We start from the raw sequence: 20,437 nt of genomic DNA on the forward strand, positions 1-20,437 counted from the left end.
GCGGTGCAAAGATACCATACTTTTCCATTTGTGCAAATGTTTTTCATATAAAAATTCAAAAAAAAACACCCTTTTCACACAAACGTTTGTTTTTCAACCAAGTAAGTTGTCATTATTTTTTCAAAATTATTACCTATTGAAACAGGAATATACTTAATTCTATACTGCCCGCTGATCAGGGCTAACTTTTTAAAATAAGCTTCAACTGATTTCTCATATGCTTCCTTAACATTATCAGCAAACAGATTCACCTCATCTCCTGTTTCTATATCAATAAACTTCTTTGGTGTATTGTCAAAATCGAAATGAAGCTCTTTCTTTTCATCTATTACATGAAACAGTACTACTTTGTGCTTATTGTGTTTTAAATGCTGTAAAGCATTGAATAAGGCTTCTTCTTCTCCTTCCTGAAACATATCTGTAAACAGAATAATCATGGAGCGTCTGTGCATTTTTTCAGCTATCTGATGTAAAAACTGAATCGTATCTGTTTTTTTAGATTCTTTTGGTTTCTCTAATAGATTTTCCAATGTATTCAAAAGCATTCTGTGATGACGTTCACTTCCTTTCTCCGGAGCATAAAACTCATACTGATCAGAATACACACTCAAACCTACTGCATCTCGTTGTTTTTTCAGCAGATTCATCAGCACAGCGGATGCTAAAACAGAAAACCCAATCTTACTTTCATAAAACGACTGCCCTTCTTTTAACTTCGGATAATGCATCGAAGAAGAATTATCAATGATCAGATGACATCTTAAATTAGTTTCTTCCTCATAACTTTTTGTATACAAACGATCCGTTTTTGCAAAAAGCTTCCAATCAATATGTTTGGTACTTTCTCCCTGATTATAAACTTTATGTTCTGCAAATTCTGCAGAGAATCCATGAAACGGACTTTTATGCATTCCTGAAATAAATCCTTCCACGACCTGATTTGCAATTAATGCAAGGTGCTGAAAGCTGGATATTTTTTCTATCTGTGTATCAATCTTCATAACATCAAATATAATTCAATTAATTGGATTTACTCGGTTGTTCTTTACGAAGCATTAGTCTTTTTATAAAACAAAACAGCCTTGCTAAGCAAGGCTGTTTTGAAAAATCGAATGATCAAATAATCAACTAAACTGATTATTATAGTAATGCGTCCAATGAATCTGCATAGGTTTGTTTTGGTGCTACGCCAACTTGTCTTCCTACTACCTCTCCATTTTGAAACACTAATACTGTAGGAATATTTCTTACTCCATATTTTGCTGCGAATTCCTGATTTGCATCAACATCCACTTTCCCTACAACTACTTTTCCATTGTATTCTTCGCTGATCTGATCTATGATCGGACCAACCATTCTACAAGGACCGCACCATGCTGCCCAAAAATCAACCATTACGGGTTTATCTGATTTTAATACCACTTCTTCAAAAGTAGCATCTGTGATTGCTAATGCCATTTTATTTCTTTTTTAAATTAATTTTTGTTATACAAAAGTACTCATTTATTTTTAATCTCTCACCCTAAACAAATCAGTTTTGATTATAGTATCATTATTAAAACTGATTAGTTCAATTTAAAGTTAACCTGCATCTTTTCAAGCTCTTGCAACAACTCATTAGAGATATTTACTTTCAGTTTTCGACTATTCATTGTTAGTTTTGTCACTACTTTCAACTCTTCCACTTCTGTTGCTATCGCTACCGGAATCTCCTCCGTACTTTCTAATTCCAGAGCGGGATCTTCCGATTCTGCAATATCATCTTCCACCTCAACTCGTTTTATTACTTTCTCCAGTTCCATTACTTCAAATATAACATTATTCTCTCCTCTGAAAGACTGAAAAAGACTTCCTAATCTTGTAATAAACTCATTCTGCAGATCAACAATATTAAGCTGAATGATTAGTTTTTTAGCAAAAGAAGTTAATACGTCCTGTAAATACTGTACCAACATAAACTGTAATCGGGGTTCTCCTTTTTTACCGGTCTCCGCATTTGTCCATCCTTCCCGAACCAATACTTTCATATACGTAAAATTATTCTGGATCAGAAAATGTCTGAACTTCAAATACTCTTCTCCAAAAATTCTGAATTCAAATGATTCATCATACCCTTCTAACATAAATGTCGCCCAACCTTTCCCATTCTTTGCCACCCGATGCTGCACATTGGTTATAATACCTCCAAAGGTCAGATTCTTATTAACATGTTGTTCTAAATTCTTAAGTGCTTCTAATTTAGAATTGCAGAAATATTTCATTTCAAATTTATAGTCATCCAGAGGATGTCCTGAAATATAAATCCCAACCACTTCTTTTTCTTTTGCCAGTTTTTCCATTGTACTCCATTCTTCACATGGCGGAACAATGGGTTCCGGAATTTGTATCTCACTGCTTTCTCCAAATAAACTTACCTGAGAAGAATTTTCGTTTTCCTGAAACTTCGAACCGTAACGAACTGCTTTCTCCAAAAAAGTAATTCCGTCTCCTTCATCATGGAAATATTGTGCTCTGTGCGTTCCGGTAAAGGAATCAAAACCTCCTGCCAGTGCTAAATTCTCGAAAGCCTTTTTATTCGCAGCGCGCAAATCAATTCGCTTAGACAAATCAAAAATAGATTTGTATTTTGCGTCTTTTCTGCTGGCAACTATCGTTTCTACTGCCCCCATTCCAACACCTTTTACAGCTCCCATTCCAAAACGAACAGCATATGCTTCATTTACAGTAAACTTATAATAGGATTCATTTACATCTGGCCCTAAAACCTGTAATCCCATTCGTTTACATTCTTCCATAAAGAAAGAAACCTGTTTAATATCATTCATATTATTGGAAAGTACTGCCGCCATATATTCTGCCGGATAATGTGCTTTCAAATAAGCAGTCTGATAAGCGATCCATGCATAACAGGTAGAATGCGATTTATTAAACGCATAACTTGCAAATGCCTCCCAGTCTTTCCATATTTTTTCCAGTTTGTCCTCTGCATGTCCGTTTGCAACTGCCTGATCGATAAAACGAGATTTCATTTTATCCAGTACATCTTTCTGTTTCTTACCCATCGCTTTACGCAAAACGTCAGCATCACCTTTAGAAAAATTTGCCAGTTTCTGAGACAGTAACATCACCTGCTCCTGATAAACGGTAATTCCATAAGTTTCTTTCAGATATTCTTCGCAGGCATCAAGGTCATATACAATTTCTTCTTCTCCATTTTTTCTTCGAACAAAACTTGGAATATATTCCAGTGGTCCCGGACGGTATAAAGCATTCATCGCAATTAAATCTCCAAAAACTGTTGGTTTCAGATCCTTCATATATTTCTGCATTCCGGGAGATTCGTATTGGAAAATACCCACTGTTTCTCCTCTTTGGAACAACTCATATGTTTTTACATCATCTATAGGAAACTCATCCGGATCAATATCAATTCCTAGTCGATATTTTACCAGTTTTACGGTGTCTTTTATTAGCGTAAGTGTTTTTAATCCTAAAAAGTCCATCTTTAACAGACCGGCACTTTCTACGACAGAGTTATCAAACTGTGTTACATACAGATCGGAATCTTTTGCAGTGGCTACAGGAACGAAATTGGTAATATCAGATGGAGTAATAATCACGCCACAGGCATGAATTCCTGTATTTCTGAGAGAACCTTCCAGAACCATTGCTTGTTGTATGGTTTCTCCTCCCAAATCATCCGCTTTTGCCAAAGCGATCAGCTCTACTACTTTTTCATATTCTTCTGCACGTAATGCCGCTTTCAGTTTATCTGTCTCCAGAGTAAAAATCTTGTTCAGCTTCATGTTCGGAATCAACTTTGCTATCTTATCTGCCTCAAACAAAGGCAAATCCAGTACACGAGCTGTATCTCTGACAGAAGATTTTGCCGCCATTGTACCGTATGTAATAATCTGTGCCACCTGATTTGATCCGTACTTCTTGATTACATAATCCATAACCCGACCACGACCCTCATCATCAAAGTCAATATCAATATCAGGCATAGACACACGATCGGGGTTCAGGAAACGCTCAAAAAGCAGGTCGTACTTTATAGGGTCAATATTAGTAATCCCCAGACAGTATGCTACAACAGATCCGGCAGCTGATCCCCGACCTGGACCAACGGAAACGTCTAAATTTCTTGCCTCTGCAATAAAATCCTGTACGATCAGGAAGTAACCGGGATAACCGGTTTTTTCAATAGTCTGCAATTCAAATTCCAAACGTTCCTGAATTTCAGGTGTGATTGCTTCTTTATATCTTCTTTTAGCACCTTCAAAAGTAAGGTAGCTCAAATATTTATTCTCTCCTCTTTTTCCTCCGTCTGCTTCATCCTCCGGAACTAAAAATTCTTCCGGAATATCAAACTTCGGAAGTAATACTTCTCGTGCCAGATTGTATATTTCTATTTTATCTACTACTTCCTGAATATTCACAATGGCAGCAGGTATATCCCGAAACAGTTTTTTCATTTCGTCCGGGGATTTAAAATAATATTCCTGATTGGGCATTCCATAACGATACCCTCTTCCACGTCCTACCGGAGTAGCCTGCTTTTCACCATCTTTTACACATAATAAAATATCATGTGCATTAGCATCTTCTTTATTTACATAATAGGTATTATTTGTCGCTAAAACTTTTACATCATGTTTTTCAGCTAAAGAAATTAAAACAGGATTAACACGATTCTCATCTTCCTGATTATGACGCATTAATTCAATATAGAAATCTTCTCCAAAAACACCTTTCCACCACAGTAAAGCTTCTTCTGCCTGATTTTCACCAATATTCAGAACTTTACTCGGAATCTCACCATACAGATTTCCGGACAAAACAATAATATCTTCTTTATATTTCTCAATAACATTTCTGTCTATCCTCGGAACATAGTAAAATCCTTGGGTATAAGCAATGGAAGACATTTTTGCCAGATTATGATAGCCCTTCTTATTCTTAGCCAGTAAAACCACCTGATAACCATTATCTTTTCTTGATTTGTCCTTATGATCTTCACAAACAAAGAACTCACAGCCCAAAATTGGTTTTATCTCTGTTTCAACAGGAATACCTCCTTTTTCTATTATTTCTACATTTCTTGCCGCTACTCCTTTATTATGATTCAGCGTATTGCTTACAAAATGAAAAGCACCCATCATATTTGCATGATCGGTCATTGCTACAGCAGCCATATTATATTTCGCTGCGGCTTTGACCAATTCATCTATATTAATCGTAGACTGCAATACAGAGAACTGGGTATGATTATGCAGATGTACAAAATCTGCCTGTTGAAGCTCCTGAATATTTTCTTCAATCTCCTGTTTAGAGATCGTACTTCCTTGTGCTTTTTTTAATCGTTCTCTTATTGCATCCGAAGCTGCTTTAAGATTAATATGTTTTAAACCGATCAGCTGAATCTCACCAGGATTATTTTCTCTGAAATCTTTATAGTAATTAACAGGAACATCTAACTGCTCTCTGGTAAAAATCTGACGTCTTACTAATTCTAAAAAACAACGTGTTGTTGCCTCCACATCGGCAGTAGCGTTATGTGCTTCCGCAAAAGGGGTATGAAATAAGAAGTGGTGTAACTCTGTCAGTGTAGGCAGTTTAAATTTACCAAAACGTCCTCCAGGCAACTGACACATTTCTGCGGTTACTTCTGTACAGGTATCGAGAACCGGCATTTCTGCCATAGGCGAATCTACTCCCATTCTATAAAATTCCGCCCCCATTATATTTACGTCAAATCCTACGTTCTGACCTACAATGAATTTGGCTTTGGAAAGAGCAATATTAAATTTCTCTAATACCTCCTGCAAAGTAATTCCTCCTTCATCTGCCAACTCGGTTGAAATACCGTGAATTCGCTCTGCATCATAGGGTATATTAAAACCTTCGGGCTTTACTAAATAATCCTGATGTTCTACCAAATTCCCCATTTCGTCATGCAACTGCCAGGCGATCTGAATACAACGAGGCCAGTTGTCTGTATCGGTAATAGGTGCATCCCAACGTTTTGGTAATCCGGTAGTTTCGGTATCAAAAATTAAATACATAGCTGAAAATAAGGGTTTTATTCTTTTAAAAGCAGTCTAAAAACAACACTGTTTTTATCTCTCCAAAATTACGTAATTTTTAGAGAATTACAGAACTAAGGTTTTGTTAATGGTTTAAAGGCAAATAAAAAAAGACAACTTAATAACTCAGTCAATTTATTTAACAAAACATTAAAATGACAGAAATAGAAAAAAACATGAGATCAGAGCAAATGATCGAAATTGATGAAATAATTCTTCGAATGAAAAAAACAGAAGAAGAAGGAACTAAATCTATTATAAAATATTTTGACAGAATCCACGATAAATTATTTTCATTTAATAATATTTTAATTGCTGGCTATTTTGTCCTTATTAAACTTATCGATTCAATTTCTCCTTACAATATAACAATCCCAATTCTAAATTTACTGTTTTTAATTTTTATAGAATACCGAATGATGGAAATGGGTAGATTTGAATCAGATATAACTAACAAAACAACTAAAGAGCTAAAAAAATACGGGAAAACACCACAAAAAATCACTTTTTATTCTCTAGCAACTATAATTTCTACTTTAATTGTTCTAATTATATTTATAATAAATTTCTCAAAACTTAAATTATAACAAAAAACACTATCTTTGATACTATCAAATGATACTATCATGAAGCCTCCATATGATATTACACCCAATATATTAAAGTTAATCAGCTCTATTTCAACAAAATTAGGAGAGGTCAATGCTACTTATCTTAGTAAAACATCGCCTCAGCTTAGAAAACAGAACCGAATAAAAACCATTCACTCTTCTTTACAAATCGAAGGAAATACTTTAACAGAAGAACAAATAACCGCTTTAATTGAGAATAAACGAATAATAGGACCTGAAAAAGATATTACAGAAGTTCTAAATGCTGTAAAAACGTATGAAAATCTACATCAGTATCGGTCTGTTTCTGAAAAACATTTTTTACAGTCTCATAAAGAACTAATGAACAGACTAATCCAAAATGCCGGAACATATAGAAAACAAGGCGTTGGAATTGTAAAAGGAACAAAAGTAGAACATATTGCTCCTTCGTATCAAAACGTTCCTTACTTAATGAAAGATTTATTTGATTACTTAAAAGACAAAGAAGAATTAACACTGTTGAAAAGTTGTGTTTTTCACTATGAAATGGAATTTATTCATCCTTTTCTTGACGGAAACGGAAGAATGGGAAGATTATGGCAAACTTTAATTTTAATGGAAGAATTTCCTGTTTTTGAATTTTTACCTTTTGAAACCTTAATTCATCAAACACAGGAAGAATACTACCGATCATTAGCTTTAAGCGATAATTCAGGAAAGTCAACCTATTTCATAGAATATATGTTAGGTGTTATCAACACTTCATTAGAAAGCTTACTACTCTATAATAACAGGATTTTAACTGATCTTGACCGATTAGATTACTTCACAAAAACCGGATCAAAAGAATTTTCAAGAAAAGACTATATGAATATTTTTAAGGATATATCTTCCGCAACTGCGAGCAGGGATTTAAAAAAGGGAGTTGAACTGAATCTATTTGAAAAAACCGGTAATCAGAATAAAACAAAATATATCATTAGGTAATACTTTTCTAAAATGATTTGTAATCTAAATTCAGGTAAAAAGAAAAGCCCACCTGAATCAGGCGGGCTTTTATAAAAGCGGATAAAATAAATATATTTTATGCTATATTTTTATTGGAATTTAACTTCAAAAAAGAATAATTAGTAACCACCACGATTGCTTCCGCCACCACGACTGTTTCCACCTTTATTATAATCATTACGTCCACCACCATTTCCGCCACGGCTGTTTCCACCACCAAAGCTTCTTCTTTCACCTTCCGGTTTCGGTTCTGATTTATTTACTACAATAGCACGTCCTTGTACTGTTGCTCCGTTCAACTCATCAATTGCTTTCTGAGCTTCACTATCATTTGGCATCTCAACGAAACCAAATCCTTTACTTCTACCAGTAAATTTATCTGTAATAATTTTTACAGAATCAACTGCTCCATAAGCCTCGAAAGACTCTCTTAAATCTGCTTCCTCAATACTGAAAGGAAGGCTTCCAACAAAAATATTCATATTTTATAATTTTATATATAACTCAACAAATGTAACCTAATTAAAATATAATATACCATAAATTAACTGTTTTCTATAAAAGAAAATGTTTTTTACAAAAGACGCTACTATTTTATAAAAAAAAATAAAATTCAATATTCTTCAAAAACCCTTATAACACAGTCTCTTTTAGAAAGTCAAAGACCAGAAACAAACCATTTTTAGATTTCAGTATTCAAAAATAATTATTAGTACAAATATTTTTTTTAACATTTAAAACTCCCACAAACTTCTTATGAATATGTTTTAAAGCCGAACAGTCGTCAAAAAGTCGACTGAAACACTCAGTTAATAAAAAATAATTGTATATTTGCGCCCTTAATTAACGGAGGTCGAGTACCTCAAAATTTAATCATACGATTATGCCTGTAAAAATTAGATTACAAAGACACGGTAAAAAAGGAAAACCTTTTTACTGGGTTGTAGCTGCTGATGCACGCTCAAAAAGAGATGGTAAATTCTTAGAAAAAATAGGAACTTACAATCCAAACACAAACCCTGCAACTATCGATTTAAACATCGACAAAGCTGTACAATGGTTACACAATGGTGCTCAACCAACTGATACAGCTAAAGCTATTCTTTCTTACAAAGGTGCTTTATTAAAACATCACTTAGACGGAGGTATCAGAAAAGGTGCTTTAACTCAAGAACAGGCTGATGCTAAATTAGCTGCTTGGTTAGAAGAAAAAGCAAACAAAGTTGAAGCTAAAAAATCAGGTTTATCGACTACTAAAGCTGATGCAAAAGCGAAAGCTCTTGCTGCTGAAAAAGAAGTAAATCAAAAACGTGCTGCTGCTGCTAAACAAGCGGAAGTTGAAGCTGCGAAAGCAGAAGAAGCTCCAGCTGCTGAAGAGGCTGCTCCAGAAGTAACAGAAGAAAACAACGAGGAAACTCAAGCTTAATTTATTTAGTGATTCATGCGTAAAGAAGATTGTTTCTACCTAGGCAAAATCGCTAAAAAATTTAGTTTCAAAGGAGAAGTTCTGGCTTATTTAGACACGGACGAACCGGAGTTGTACGAAAACTTGGAATCAGTGTTTGTTGAATTCAACAATAATCTGGTTCCTTTTTTTATTGAAAGTAGCTCTCTTCATAAAAATGACTTCCTACGAATTCGTTTTGAAGATACTCAAACAGAAGAAGAAGCTGACCGTCTGTTAAATTGCGCTATTTACCTACCTCTTAATATGTTACCAAAATTGGAAGGTAATAAATTTTACTTTCATGAAGTAATTGGTTTTGACGTTGAGGATACCCGCTTAGGCATCTTTGGCAAAATAGTTTCTATTAATGACAGTAGTGCGCAACCTCTTTTTGAAATTCTTAACGGAAGTACAGAAATCCTAATACCGATGATCGATCATTTTATCGTAAAAATAGATCGGGAAAACAAAAAAGTAGTATTGAATACCCCTGAAGGACTGGTTGATATGTATCTAAACAATTAATCTTTCTTCCTCCAACTCTTTTAAATCCAAAAATTAAAGAATGCCTTTTCAATTCAAAGAATTTACTGTTGAACAAGATCGATGTGCGATGAAAATCGGAACAGATGGTGTACTACTTGGCGCCTGGACGCCTCTGAACAACAACCCATTCTCTATTCTGGATATTGGTGCCGGAACCGGGATCATTGCTCTGATGATAGCGCAACGTAGTTCTGCTGAACAAATCGATGCTCTGGAAATTGATGAAAATGCCTATGAACAGGCGGTAGAAAATTTTGAAAATAGCCCATGGGCAGATCGTCTTTTCTGTTATCACGCTGCTCTGGATGAATTTACGGAAGAAATGGATGAAGAATATGATCTGATCGTTTCCAATCCTCCTTTTTATACGGAAGATTACTTATCTAATACAAAAGAAAGAGATCTGGCACGTTTTGCTATGGCAATGCCTTTTGATGAGTTGATTGAAGCGGTTTCTGTTCTACTTTCAGAAGAAGGTCTTTTCTCTGTCATCATACCTTTTAAAGAAGAAACCTATTTTATTGCTACTGCAGCGTCTTTTAAACTATATCCTTCTAAAATTACAAGAGTAAAGGGAACTCCGAATTCAGAGATTAAACGAAGTCTTATTGCTTTTACCAAAACACCTGATAAAAACTACCTTGTTAATGAACTAATCATTGAAACAGCCCGTCACCAATACACTCCTGAATATACTGAACTAACAAAGAATTTTTATTTGAAAATGTAAAAATATTACTTATCCGTTCGGTTACTCCTAGCAGAAATCCTGTTTCGTAAAGTCTTTGACCAGATTACAAACAATATAAAGAAAAGATAAAAAGATCTTTAATCACGACTACAAAGACTGTGACTTTGTAGAACTATGAAGAAGTGAAAGGTCTATAAAACCTACAAGATCAGAAAAAAACCTTACAGGATAATATCATCTGAAAGGTAAAATGTCCCTAAATTGAAAACTTACTTTTCACATTTCACATCTTATCTCCCACATTTTACATTTTACAAAAAACTTTTTACATCTCAGCATTTCACAAAAATCAAGATTTTTGTTAAAAATTGTTTTGTTAGATTTCATTATCTATATTTGTTTATACTAAAAAACTAAAAATGAGATCAGATCTTTTCCAGGCTCCGGATTATTACTTAGTCGATGAACTATTGTCCGATGAACATAAAATGATTCGGGATGCTGCCCGGGAATGGGTAAAACGTGATGTTTCTCCAATTATTGAGGAGTATGCTCAGAAAGCAGAATTCCCGAAACAGATCATTAAAGGTCTTGCTTCTATTGGTGCTTTTGGCCCCTATATTCCTGAAGAATACGGAGGTGCCGGTTTAGATCAAATCTCTTATGGACTAATTATGCAGGAAATTGAACGGGGAGACTCGGGCGTTCGCTCAACCGCTTCAGTTCAATCCTCTTTAGTAATGTATCCGATATGGAAATACGGAAATGAGGAACAAAGAAAAAAATATTTACCAAAACTGGCTTCGGGAGAATTTATCGGATGTTTTGGACTTACAGAACCGGATCATGGTTCTAATCCGGCAGGAATGATAACCAATTTTAAAGATAAAGGGGATCATTTTTTATTGAATGGTGCCAAAATGTGGATTTCAAACGCTCCTTTTGCGGATATTGCTGTAGTCTGGGCTAAGGATGAAACGGGAAGAATCCACGGACTGATAGTGGAACGAGGAATGGAAGGTTTTTCTACTCCTGAAACACATAATAAATGGTCTTTACGAGCTTCTGCAACTGGAGAACTAATCTTTGATAATGTAAAAATACCTAAGAAAAATCTGTTACCAAACAAATCCGGACTTGGTGCCCCACTTGGCTGTCTGGATTCTGCTCGTTATGGCATTGCTTGGGGTGCAATAGGTGCTGCAATGGATTGTTATGATACTGCTCTGCGCTATGCAAAGGAAAGAATACAGTTTGATAAACCAATTGCCGCAACCCAACTGCAACAAAAAAAACTGGCTGAAATGATTACAGAAATTACAAAGGCACAACTGTTAACATGGCGTTTAGGTGTACTACGAAACGAAAACAAAGCTACTTCTGCTCAGATTTCAATGGCGAAAAGAAATAATGTGGATATGGCACTATCTATTGCACGTGAAGCACGTCAGATCTTAGGAGGCATGGGAATTACAGGAGAATTTTCTATTATGCGCCATATGATGAACTTAGAATCTGTTATTACTTATGAAGGAACACATGATATTCATCTACTGATCACCGGTATGGATATTACCGGATATTCTGCTTTTAAGTAAAAATAGAACCCACTAATCTATAAAATTGATATAAAAGCTTCCTGTATACCATAAAGCTTTTCTACATTTGTAAAAAAATAAAATTATGACCATTGAAACTATTAACAACAGTATTCAACCTCAAAAAGACTTACTATTAGAGCATCCTTTATATAAAAAGGTACAGAATATAAATCATCTACATGAATTTCTGGAAAGTCATGTATATGCTGTATGGGATTTTATGTCTTTATTAAAGGCTTTACAATCTAAACTGACCTGCACCACTACACCTTGGTTTCCTGTCGGAAATCCGGAAATCCGCTATCTGATCAATGAAATTGTTTTGGCGGAAGAAACGGATATTAATTTATACGGAAAAAGACAGAGTCATTATGAAATGTATCTAGATGCAATGAAGGCTGCAGGTGCAAACACGACAGCAATAGATCATTTTATTTCTGAAGTTTTCTCTTTACAAAACATATTTGTTGCAATAAAACAAAGCCCATTACACAATAACATCAAAACTTTTTTGGATTTTACTTTCAGCGTGATCGATCAGGGGAAACCTCATGAAATTGCAGCAGCATTTACCTTTGGACGAGAGAACCTCATCCCTTCAATGTTTACGGAAATCCTAAAAAACTTTCAGGAGAACTTCCCTGAAACAGATCTATCACAACTGATTCATTATTTTGAAAGACATATTGAATTGGATGCGGATGAACATGGACCTATGGCGCTTCAAATGGTTTCTGAACTGTGTGGTGATGACGCTCATAAATGGAAAGAGGTGGAAGAGGTTTCTATTCAGGCACTGGAAGTACGAATCGGACTTTGGGATGCTATTGAGGAAAGAATCTTAAATAAGAATCTTTCTGTATACTAATTTGAAAATGTGGTAATTTAAAGATTTGAAAATGTCAGAATTGTAATAATTTATAATCTGTAGAGTTAAATATAACATATTATTGGTGTAGAAAATATCTTAAAATCAAGATTCTGTTATTGTAAAAGAATAATTTTTTAAATTTTATATTAATTCGTTAAGACTGTTTGATGCTTTTTATAACATTAAAATTTTACAGTTATTCATATAAAAAAATCCGTCTAAATATTGTTTAGACGGATTTTCTATTTGATACATTATATGTTGAAAATCTTCAAATAGTTTAATTCTCAAATCAATATACAGAAAGATCGTCGTAACTCTCTTTCTTCTTGATTCTTGTTTCTTTCTTCTAAAAAAATTTTCAAATTTTCAAATCACCTTATCTTCAAATCATTAATATTCCGGTGCTAATTCAAGCTCCAGTCCATCCATATCTTCTGTAATCTGAAGCTGACATCCCAGCCTGCTGTTTTCTTTTACATAAAAAGCTTCGGATAACATCGCTTCTTCATCGACTCCCTTTTCCGGCAAAACAATGTTTGTAGAAAGCACATAACATTGACAAGAAGCACACATTGCCATTCCACCGCAAGTTCCTTCTACAGGCAACTCATAGGCTTTACAAAGCTCCATTATATTCATTGCCATATCGGTAGGTGCTTGTAATTCATGAACAAGTCCTTCTCTGTCTTTAATCTTTATTGTAACATCTAATGCCATAATTACTCTATTGCTTTTACTACTTGTTTTTCAGCTTCTTTACGAGTACCGTCAAAACCGTCTACTCCGCTTACTGTGGTATATTTTAAAACATATTTACGCCCCGGATTAATTCTCTGATAAACACTTTGACACATAAGGGTTGCTTCATGGAAACCACACAGAATAAGTTTTAGTTTCCCCGGATAAGTATTAACATCTCCAATAGCATAAATTCCTGGTATATTAGTCTGATAATCTAATGCATTATTTACTTTGATTGCATTTTTTTCAATTTCCAGTCCCCAGTCTGCAATTGGTCCGAGTTTAGGAGATAATCCAAACAACGGAATAAAGAAATCCGTTTCTAACATTATTTTTTCTCCGTTCTGATCTATTGTAATCGCTTTAATATGATTTCCACCATGCAGTGATACTACTTCTGCGGGAGTGATCAGATTTATTTTGCCTAGTTTTTTTAATTCCTGTACTTTTTCAACGGAATCTAAAGCTCCTCTAAATTCATTTCTTCTATGAATTAAAGTCACATCTGCGGCAATATCTGAAAGAAAAATACTCCAGTCTAACGCTGAATCTCCTCCTCCCGCAATTACAACACGTTTATCTCTAAACTGTTCCGGATTCTTTACGAAGTATTCTACTCCTTTTTCCTCAAAAAAATCAATTTTATCGAGTAAAGGTTTACGGGGTTCAAAACTTCCTAATCCTCCTGCTATAGCAACTGAATTTGCATGGTGTTTTGTTCCTTTATTTGTAGTTACAATAAAAGTTCCGTCTTCTAGTTTATCTATTGTTTCAGCACGCTCATTTAATGTAAATCCCGGCTGAAACTGTTTGATCTGCTCCATTAAATTATTCACTAAATCTCCTGCTAATACTTCGGGATATCCGGGAATATCATAAATCGGTTTTTTAGGATAAAGTTCTGTTAACTGTCCTCCGGGTTGCGGAAGAGCATCAATAATGTGGCATTTTAATTTTAAAAGCCCTGCTTCAAAAACGGTAAAAAGCCCTGTAGGACCTGCACCAATAATAAGTATATCTGTTTTAATCATGATAATAATAAATGTAGGTATAGAGTTTGAGACAATTTAACCTTTAATGGACAAAGATCTTTAAAGCAAATTATCTTTAGTATGATAATTGTCAGTTTTGACACTAAAATATGTTTTTATAACAGAATTAACACAAAAACAACAAATCCTCGACTAATTAAGTTTTCTTTTCTTTTTAGCAGAGGATAAATTAATTTTAATACTATAAAACAAAATCTGATACTGTGAGACAGATCTTGCAATAAACACTTAAGATATATTCTCTACTATTTCAATTTGCGGTACAAATTTCTTAATCATAGTTTCAACACCAGCTTTTAGGGTCATCTGATTTACATGACATCCTACGCATGCGCCTTCTAAACGAACTCTGACATGTTTATCATCTACAATGTCTATTAATGTGATGTCGCCACCATCAGTATTTAAAAAGGGTCTGATTTCTTCTAGTGCTTTTTCAACGTTAACTCTAATTTCTTCTGTTGTCATATTATTTTTTCTTTACAGCTGAACAACCAGCCATTGTAGTAATTTTTACTGCTTCTGATGGCGGCAGACTTTCGTTTCTTGCCACTACTTCCTGAACAACAGATCTGGCTAACTCTTCAAAAGCAGCTTCAAGTGGTGTAGCAGTTTGTAAAGCAGCTGGACGACCATAGTCTCCCGCTTCTCTTATAGATTGTACAATCGGAACTTCTCCTAAAAATGGTACGCCTAAATCTTCTGCTAAATTTTTGGCTCCTTCTTGTCCAAAAATATAATATTTATTTTCCGGAAGTTCTTCTGGAGTGAAATAAGCCATATTTTCAATAATTCCCAAAACAGGAACACTAATACTTTCTTGCTGGAACATTGCTACTCCTTTTTTTGCATCGGCAAGCGCAATGTTTTGTGGTGTACTTACTACTACAGCACCTGTAATAGGTAAGGACTGCATAATAGATAAATGAATATCGCCTGTTCCCGGAGGTAAGTCAATCAGCATAAAATCCAGTTCTCCCCAGTCTGCATCAAAAATCATCTGGTTCAATGCTTTTGCAGCCATCGGACCTCTCCATACTACCGCCTGATTGGGTTGTGTAAAAAATCCTATAGACAATAGTTTTACACCATAGCTTTCTACGGGTTTCATTTTAGATTTTCCGTCAACAGTAACAGAGATTGGTTTTTCTCTTTCTACATCAAACATAATCGGCATGGAAGGACCATAAATATCAGCATCTAAAACGCCAACGCTAAATCCCATTTTAGCTAAAGTTACTGCTAAATTTGCAGTCATTGTAGATTTTCCAACTCCACCTTTTCCGGAAGCAATCGCAACTATATTTTTAATTCCCGGAACTGATTTTCCTTTTATTTCCGGTTTTTCGGGAGCTTCAACTTTTACATTTATTTTTACTTTTGCTTTTTCATAAACTAAATCATGAACTGCTTTCATAATATCTACTTCGGCACGTTTACGAATGTGTAAAGCAGGGGTTGTTAATAACAAATCCACTACTACTTCGTCTCCGAAAGTAATTACATTCTGAACTGCTCCACTCTCAACCATATTCTTTCCTTCACCTGCAATTGTTATCGTTTCAAGAGCCTTAAGTATTTCCTTTCTTTCTAATTTCATATGCTTATATCTTCTTTTTCAATGTCTTGACTAAGACTGATTCTAAATTACAAAGATAAGAGTAAAACTTGATAAACTAAAGTTAATAAATTGATTTTATTGATTTAAAAATAAAAGTTCTCTATTTTCTTCGGCTTTTTTTACGATAAAAAAAGAAGAAAGGCAATAGTTGAAAGTTTTTCAACTATTGCCTTTTAAAACCTTCTTATGAAAAAATATGTTCTAAAAAATATCTATTTCACAAAATTTAGACTCTTTTTCTTTAAACCGGAATCTATATTCATTATATATACTCCTTTATTTAAGCCGGAAAAATACTGCCCTACGGGACTTACTGTATTTTCCTGAACATTTAAAATAAACTGAGTTTCTATTCTTCCGTTCACATTATAAACAATAACTTTCACTTCTCCTTTTACATCTTTCCCAAAAATTAAACTGGATTTTTCATTTACCGGATTAGGAGACAACTGAACAAATGAAACCCATTCTTTCTTATTCTGAACAGTATCAAGCTCAGTAACTGATTTATGTGTTTTTTCGCCTATAACAAATCCTGACATAAGATTTCTTCTGTAAAAGTCTTCTATTTCAGCATTTATAAACAAAGAATATACTCCTTCTTCATAATCTGTTACATCTAAGATAAAACGATTATCTGTTTTATCAAAAAATAAAATTTCAGAATCTTTTACTGTGGCAATCGGTTTTTCTAATTCACTTTTTTTCTGAATCAAGCCGCTTACTTTTATTTTTTCCAATTCATCTTTTGCTAAGGCGGGAAATTTCACTTCTAAAATTGTCTTACCTAATTCTTTCTGAACTGTATAAACAAGAGGGCTTTCTTTTTCTTGTGTGACCATAGCAACAAAACGAGAATCTGCCTCTATTGTAAAATCTTTAGCTCCGGACTCAACAGCGACTTCTACACTTGTTAAATACCTATCTATACCTTCTTCTTCCTGCACAGCAACTCTCTTAATAGGTGAACCTATTCTTTTCTTTTGCTGATCTGCGACTATAAACTGAGGCTCTGGATTTTCATGTAACACATCTAGCCTCAACACTGAGGATCTGTCTTCTATAACTATCTTATCATATTCAAGATCTGAAAAAACAATCTGATAATTACTACTTGCTGTATACTTTTCCGGAAGAGCTATTACTCTTTTAGTATTTACTTTTTTTGTTGTTGCAGGAGCATGAAGCACTTGTCTTATATTCTTCCATACATATTGCCCATACGCTAAATCTATATGATTCATTCGCCCTTCTGGAGCATCGACAGTATATAATTGTGTTCCTCCTGGTCTGGTTGAACTGTAAAAAGGAGTAACTCCATCATTTATTCCTCCTCCATATTTCTTTAAGATAGCTCCGGTAGTTGTCATAGGTACATAAAATAATATACTTTTCCCTTTGTTATAACCCCAAGCTCCATAATTATAATATTTCTCAGGTTGATTCAATGCATGATTATCAAAATAAGGTCTGAAATAATCATCACAATAGTAAGTTGTACTAAGAGAAGATCCATCACTTAAACCGGATAATTTCCACGCCCAGTTTAACCATGGAAGCTCTGAAATATCAGCTAATTGTGTTCCTCTGAAAGGAGTTCCCAAGGTAATTACCTTATCGACAAGATCTCGCTTCTCATAATGAAACAACGCAACTTCAGAAGCTCTTCCTCCATTACTATGGACAACTAAAGAAACTTTTGAAATGTTATAATACTGAACAGTCTGACTTATCGCTCGCCCCAGAAGTTCTCCATTTACCCAATCACCCTTCCCTCTCGTTGTTGCAACAAAAGCGGTTTTAAACCCTTCATCATAGGCTTTCTTATACATCGAATTTCCTATCAGCATTAATTCTGTAGATGATATATACCCATGATTAAAAACAATCACTTTTCCATTATAGTTAGGAGGAACAGCTCCCCATAATATATTTTTTTGTCCTAATGATTTCAAATAAGACAATGAAAGCTGCCCTGGTTTGGGCAACTGATGGTTTGAAAGATTCTGTCCGGAAACTACCCAAAAACTTAAAAAAATTAATAATTGTAAACTTTTTACCATACGTTTTATAATTTAAAATATTAAACAATTTAAGACCATGCTATTACATGGAATAACAATTACTTCAAATAATAAGCAAAATACATAATAATTTATAAAAATCATGTTTTTAATCAAAAAATATTTTGTTTTAACTCAAAACATATCGTAAAAATCGATAAAATAACCATAAATAGTTATTTATCACAAAACAAGCTATTTAAAACATCATGTGAAATAATTACAAATAAGGGATGGAAATGTATTTAGCAATTCAAAAAACACTGAATCAGTAATAAAAGCCAAATAATCACTAAGCAGAAATCAAATTATAAATATGAATATATTTATAATACCTATTTTAAAAGAAAATTTTATATGAAAAATATATAAGAAATTAAATCTATAAATAAAACATCTATTACTTTTATAAAACACAGCATACCAACGAATAATTGTCATTAATAGACAAGGTATACAACAAAATCAAACTTCAATATCAGGCTTCCAAAAGTATTTTTTAAAGTCTACAATCTGATTATTTTTAACCACAATACCTTCGTTTTCAAGCAACTGCTGCATTAAATTAGTTCCCTGGAAATGATGTTTCCCTGTCAACAGTCCTAGTCGGTTCACTACTCTGTGCGCAGGAATATCTTCTCGTCCGTGACAGGCATTCATTGCCCAACCTACCATTCGTGCGGAACGGGGAGTTCCTAATACTTTTGCTATTGCTCCATAACTGGTTACGTGCCCGTAGGGTATTTTTCGGACCACCTGATACACACGCTCAAAAAAAGAAACTTCTTCGATACTCACGAATAATACGTATTAATAATTTTAAATAACGTAATAATGGTTACTATTCCGGTAATTGTTCCGATAATATAATTTGAATTTTTCATTAAAAGCTGTGCCCCGGATTCTAGTCTTTTAAAAAACATCATATACATATAGAACATAAAAAAGGTACCTATAACAGCTCCTAATACAAATAATATAATTTCTTCTTGTTCAAAATTAAACAGCTCTCTTTTGGAAAGGGTCATAATAATTAGTACGTAAAAAGGAATTGGAAACAAATTAATTGAGGATAAAAATGCACCTAATAAAAAACGACTTTTCTTGGTATGTTTTTTTGTCAGGTCTTGTTTTGCTTCTTTCTTTTTGGCTAAAAACAGAAAATAAATCGTTAACAGTAAAAAAATAAAGAAACCGGCTTCTTGCAACAGTTCCATCACATAGGGATGTCTGTCAATATATCTGGAAAACAAAATTGCAATATACGACTGAAACAGAACTACCAAGGTTGCACCGGAAGCAAACAAAACACCTCTCACTCTTCCTTCTTTAAGACTTATTTTAGCCGCAGAAATATTTAACAATCCGGGAGGAAGTATCCCAATAACTGCGGTCAAAAAACCAAAGAGGAAATCTAAAAAGATAAACATTTATTTTATTTTGAATTTAATATAGGTAATAGCTTTATCATGTTCTAAATATTGTTTCTCATAAAAAGTCTGAATACCAGTAACTTCTTCAGGACTACCTTCATTATGATAGATATTATGATTTGCATAAAGCACCTCATGTCCTTCTCCATGAAGCAAACCTAAAGTATAACCATGCATAAACTCACTGTCTGTTTTCAGATTGACAACTCCATTCTTATTTAATATTTTTTTATACAACTGAAGAAATTCAGAATTAGTCAGACGATGTTTTGTTCGTTTATATTTAATCTGAGGATCCGGAAAAGTGATCCAGATCTCATCTACTTCACCTGTATCAAAAAGATTATCAATCAGCTCAATCTGTGTACGGATAAAAGCAACGTTATTTAAATCATCTTCCTGCGAAGTTTTAGCACCTCTCCAGAAACGTGCTCCTTTAATATCAATTCCAATAAAGTTCTTATTTGGATATTTAGCTGCTAATCCAACGGTATATTCTCCTTTTCCGCAACCCAACTCAAGCACTAACGGATTATCGTTTTTGAAGAAATCCTTATTCCACTTTCCTCTTAAAGGAAAAGATAAACTTACTACTTCTTCTCTTGTCGGCTGAAAAACATTAGAAAATGTTTCGTTCTCTTTAAATCTCTTAAGTTTATTTTTACTTCCCACAATTAA

Annotated in this window: 19 protein-coding genes; 7 read left to right on the forward strand and 12 right to left on the reverse strand. The window is 34.0% G+C overall.

Annotated features, from left to right (window positions below):
* Positions 1-74: 74 nt before the first annotated feature.
* The 3 genes from AC4FQX_RS10930 to dnaE all read right to left on the reverse strand — a co-directional run bounded on the left by AC4FQX_RS10930 (position 75) and on the right by dnaE (position 6,068).
* Complete coding sequence (locus AC4FQX_RS10930) at positions 75-1,001, reverse strand: DUF58 domain-containing protein (protein WP_491167732.1); 927 nt, start codon at positions 999-1,001, stop codon at positions 75-77.
* A gap of 139 nt (positions 1,002-1,140) precedes the next feature.
* Positions 1,141-1,458 (reverse strand): thioredoxin, encoded by a 318-nt coding sequence (gene trxA / locus AC4FQX_RS10935; RefSeq protein WP_491167733.1) that lies wholly within the window; start codon positions 1,456-1,458, stop codon positions 1,141-1,143.
* A gap of 107 nt (positions 1,459-1,565) precedes the next feature.
* Positions 1,566-6,068, reverse strand: coding sequence for a DNA polymerase III subunit alpha (dnaE, locus tag AC4FQX_RS10940; protein WP_491167734.1), 4,503 nt, complete (start codon positions 6,066-6,068; stop codon positions 1,566-1,568).
* 176 nt (positions 6,069-6,244) lie between these two features.
* On the opposite strand from dnaE, the gene AC4FQX_RS10945 reads away from it, so the two are divergent.
* Complete coding sequence (locus tag AC4FQX_RS10945) at positions 6,245-6,676, forward strand: hypothetical protein (RefSeq protein WP_491167735.1); 432 nt, start codon at positions 6,245-6,247, stop codon at positions 6,674-6,676.
* Positions 6,677-6,715: 39 nt separating this feature from the next.
* Positions 6,716-7,669 (forward strand): Fic family protein, encoded by a 954-nt coding sequence (locus AC4FQX_RS10950; protein ID WP_491167736.1) that lies wholly within the window; start codon positions 6,716-6,718, stop codon positions 7,667-7,669.
* Between the two features lie 140 nt (positions 7,670-7,809).
* Here the strand turns inward: AC4FQX_RS10950 and rbp are convergent, their stop codons facing one another.
* The gene (gene rbp, locus AC4FQX_RS10955; RefSeq protein ID WP_491167737.1) at positions 7,810-8,172 is read right to left on the reverse strand and encodes an RNA-binding regulator; all 363 of its coding nucleotides are present in this window, start codon (positions 8,170-8,172) and stop codon (positions 7,810-7,812) included.
* A gap of 401 nt (positions 8,173-8,573) precedes the next feature.
* Here rbp and AC4FQX_RS10960 point away from each other — a divergent pair, with 401 nt between their 5' ends.
* From AC4FQX_RS10960 to AC4FQX_RS10980, 5 genes are all read left to right on the forward strand, one after another.
* Positions 8,574-9,116 carry a 30S ribosomal protein S16 gene (locus tag AC4FQX_RS10960; RefSeq protein WP_491167738.1) on the forward strand — a complete coding sequence of 181 codons (543 nt, stop codon included), beginning with the start codon at positions 8,574-8,576 and terminating at the stop codon, positions 9,114-9,116.
* Positions 9,117-9,131: 15 nt separating this feature from the next.
* Positions 9,132-9,662, forward strand: a complete 531-nt coding sequence (rimM, locus tag AC4FQX_RS10965; protein ID WP_491167739.1) for a ribosome maturation factor RimM — start codon at positions 9,132-9,134, stop codon at positions 9,660-9,662.
* Between the two features lie 40 nt (positions 9,663-9,702).
* Entirely contained in the window at positions 9,703-10,413 is a 711-nt protein-coding gene (locus AC4FQX_RS10970) for a tRNA1(Val) (adenine(37)-N6)-methyltransferase (RefSeq protein ID WP_491167740.1), read from the forward strand.
* A 380-nt stretch (positions 10,414-10,793) separates the two neighbouring features.
* The gene (locus AC4FQX_RS10975) at positions 10,794-11,972 is read left to right on the forward strand and encodes an acyl-CoA dehydrogenase family protein (protein ID WP_491167741.1); all 1,179 of its coding nucleotides are present in this window, start codon (positions 10,794-10,796) and stop codon (positions 11,970-11,972) included.
* Between the two features lie 85 nt (positions 11,973-12,057).
* The gene (locus tag AC4FQX_RS10980) at positions 12,058-12,843 is read left to right on the forward strand and encodes a DUF3050 domain-containing protein (RefSeq protein ID WP_491167742.1); all 786 of its coding nucleotides are present in this window, start codon (positions 12,058-12,060) and stop codon (positions 12,841-12,843) included.
* 396 nt (positions 12,844-13,239) lie between these two features.
* Here the strand turns inward: AC4FQX_RS10980 and AC4FQX_RS10985 are convergent, their stop codons facing one another.
* The 8 genes from AC4FQX_RS10985 to trmB form a co-directional block, all read right to left on the reverse strand.
* Entirely contained in the window at positions 13,240-13,566 is a 327-nt protein-coding gene (locus AC4FQX_RS10985; protein WP_491167743.1) for a 2Fe-2S iron-sulfur cluster-binding family protein, read from the reverse strand.
* 2 nt (positions 13,567-13,568) lie between these two features.
* On the reverse strand, positions 13,569-14,621 hold the full coding sequence (locus tag AC4FQX_RS10990) for an NAD(P)/FAD-dependent oxidoreductase (RefSeq protein ID WP_491167744.1): 1,053 nt from the start codon (positions 14,619-14,621) through the stop codon (positions 13,569-13,571).
* A gap of 249 nt (positions 14,622-14,870) precedes the next feature.
* The gene (locus AC4FQX_RS10995) at positions 14,871-15,110 is read right to left on the reverse strand and encodes a NifU family protein (protein WP_491167745.1); all 240 of its coding nucleotides are present in this window, start codon (positions 15,108-15,110) and stop codon (positions 14,871-14,873) included.
* Position 15,111: 1 nt separating this feature from the next.
* On the reverse strand, positions 15,112-16,242 hold the full coding sequence (locus AC4FQX_RS11000) for an Mrp/NBP35 family ATP-binding protein (RefSeq protein WP_491167746.1): 1,131 nt from the start codon (positions 16,240-16,242) through the stop codon (positions 15,112-15,114).
* A gap of 233 nt (positions 16,243-16,475) precedes the next feature.
* A complete protein-coding gene (locus AC4FQX_RS11005; RefSeq protein ID WP_491167747.1) occupies positions 16,476-18,326 on the reverse strand; it encodes a T9SS type A sorting domain-containing protein in 1,851 nt (616 codons plus the stop codon).
* Positions 18,327-18,791: 465 nt separating this feature from the next.
* Complete coding sequence (locus AC4FQX_RS11010; RefSeq protein WP_491167776.1) at positions 18,792-19,118, reverse strand: MGMT family protein; 327 nt, start codon at positions 19,116-19,118, stop codon at positions 18,792-18,794.
* Between the two features lie 2 nt (positions 19,119-19,120).
* Entirely contained in the window at positions 19,121-19,756 is a 636-nt protein-coding gene (locus AC4FQX_RS11015; RefSeq protein WP_491167748.1) for a LysE family transporter, read from the reverse strand.
* Positions 19,757-20,431, reverse strand: a complete 675-nt coding sequence (trmB, locus tag AC4FQX_RS11020; RefSeq protein WP_491167749.1) for a tRNA (guanosine(46)-N7)-methyltransferase TrmB — start codon at positions 20,429-20,431, stop codon at positions 19,757-19,759.
* Between the last annotated feature and the right edge of the window lie 6 nt (positions 20,432-20,437).

The organism is Flavobacterium sp. AK-301, from assembly GCF_058310215.1.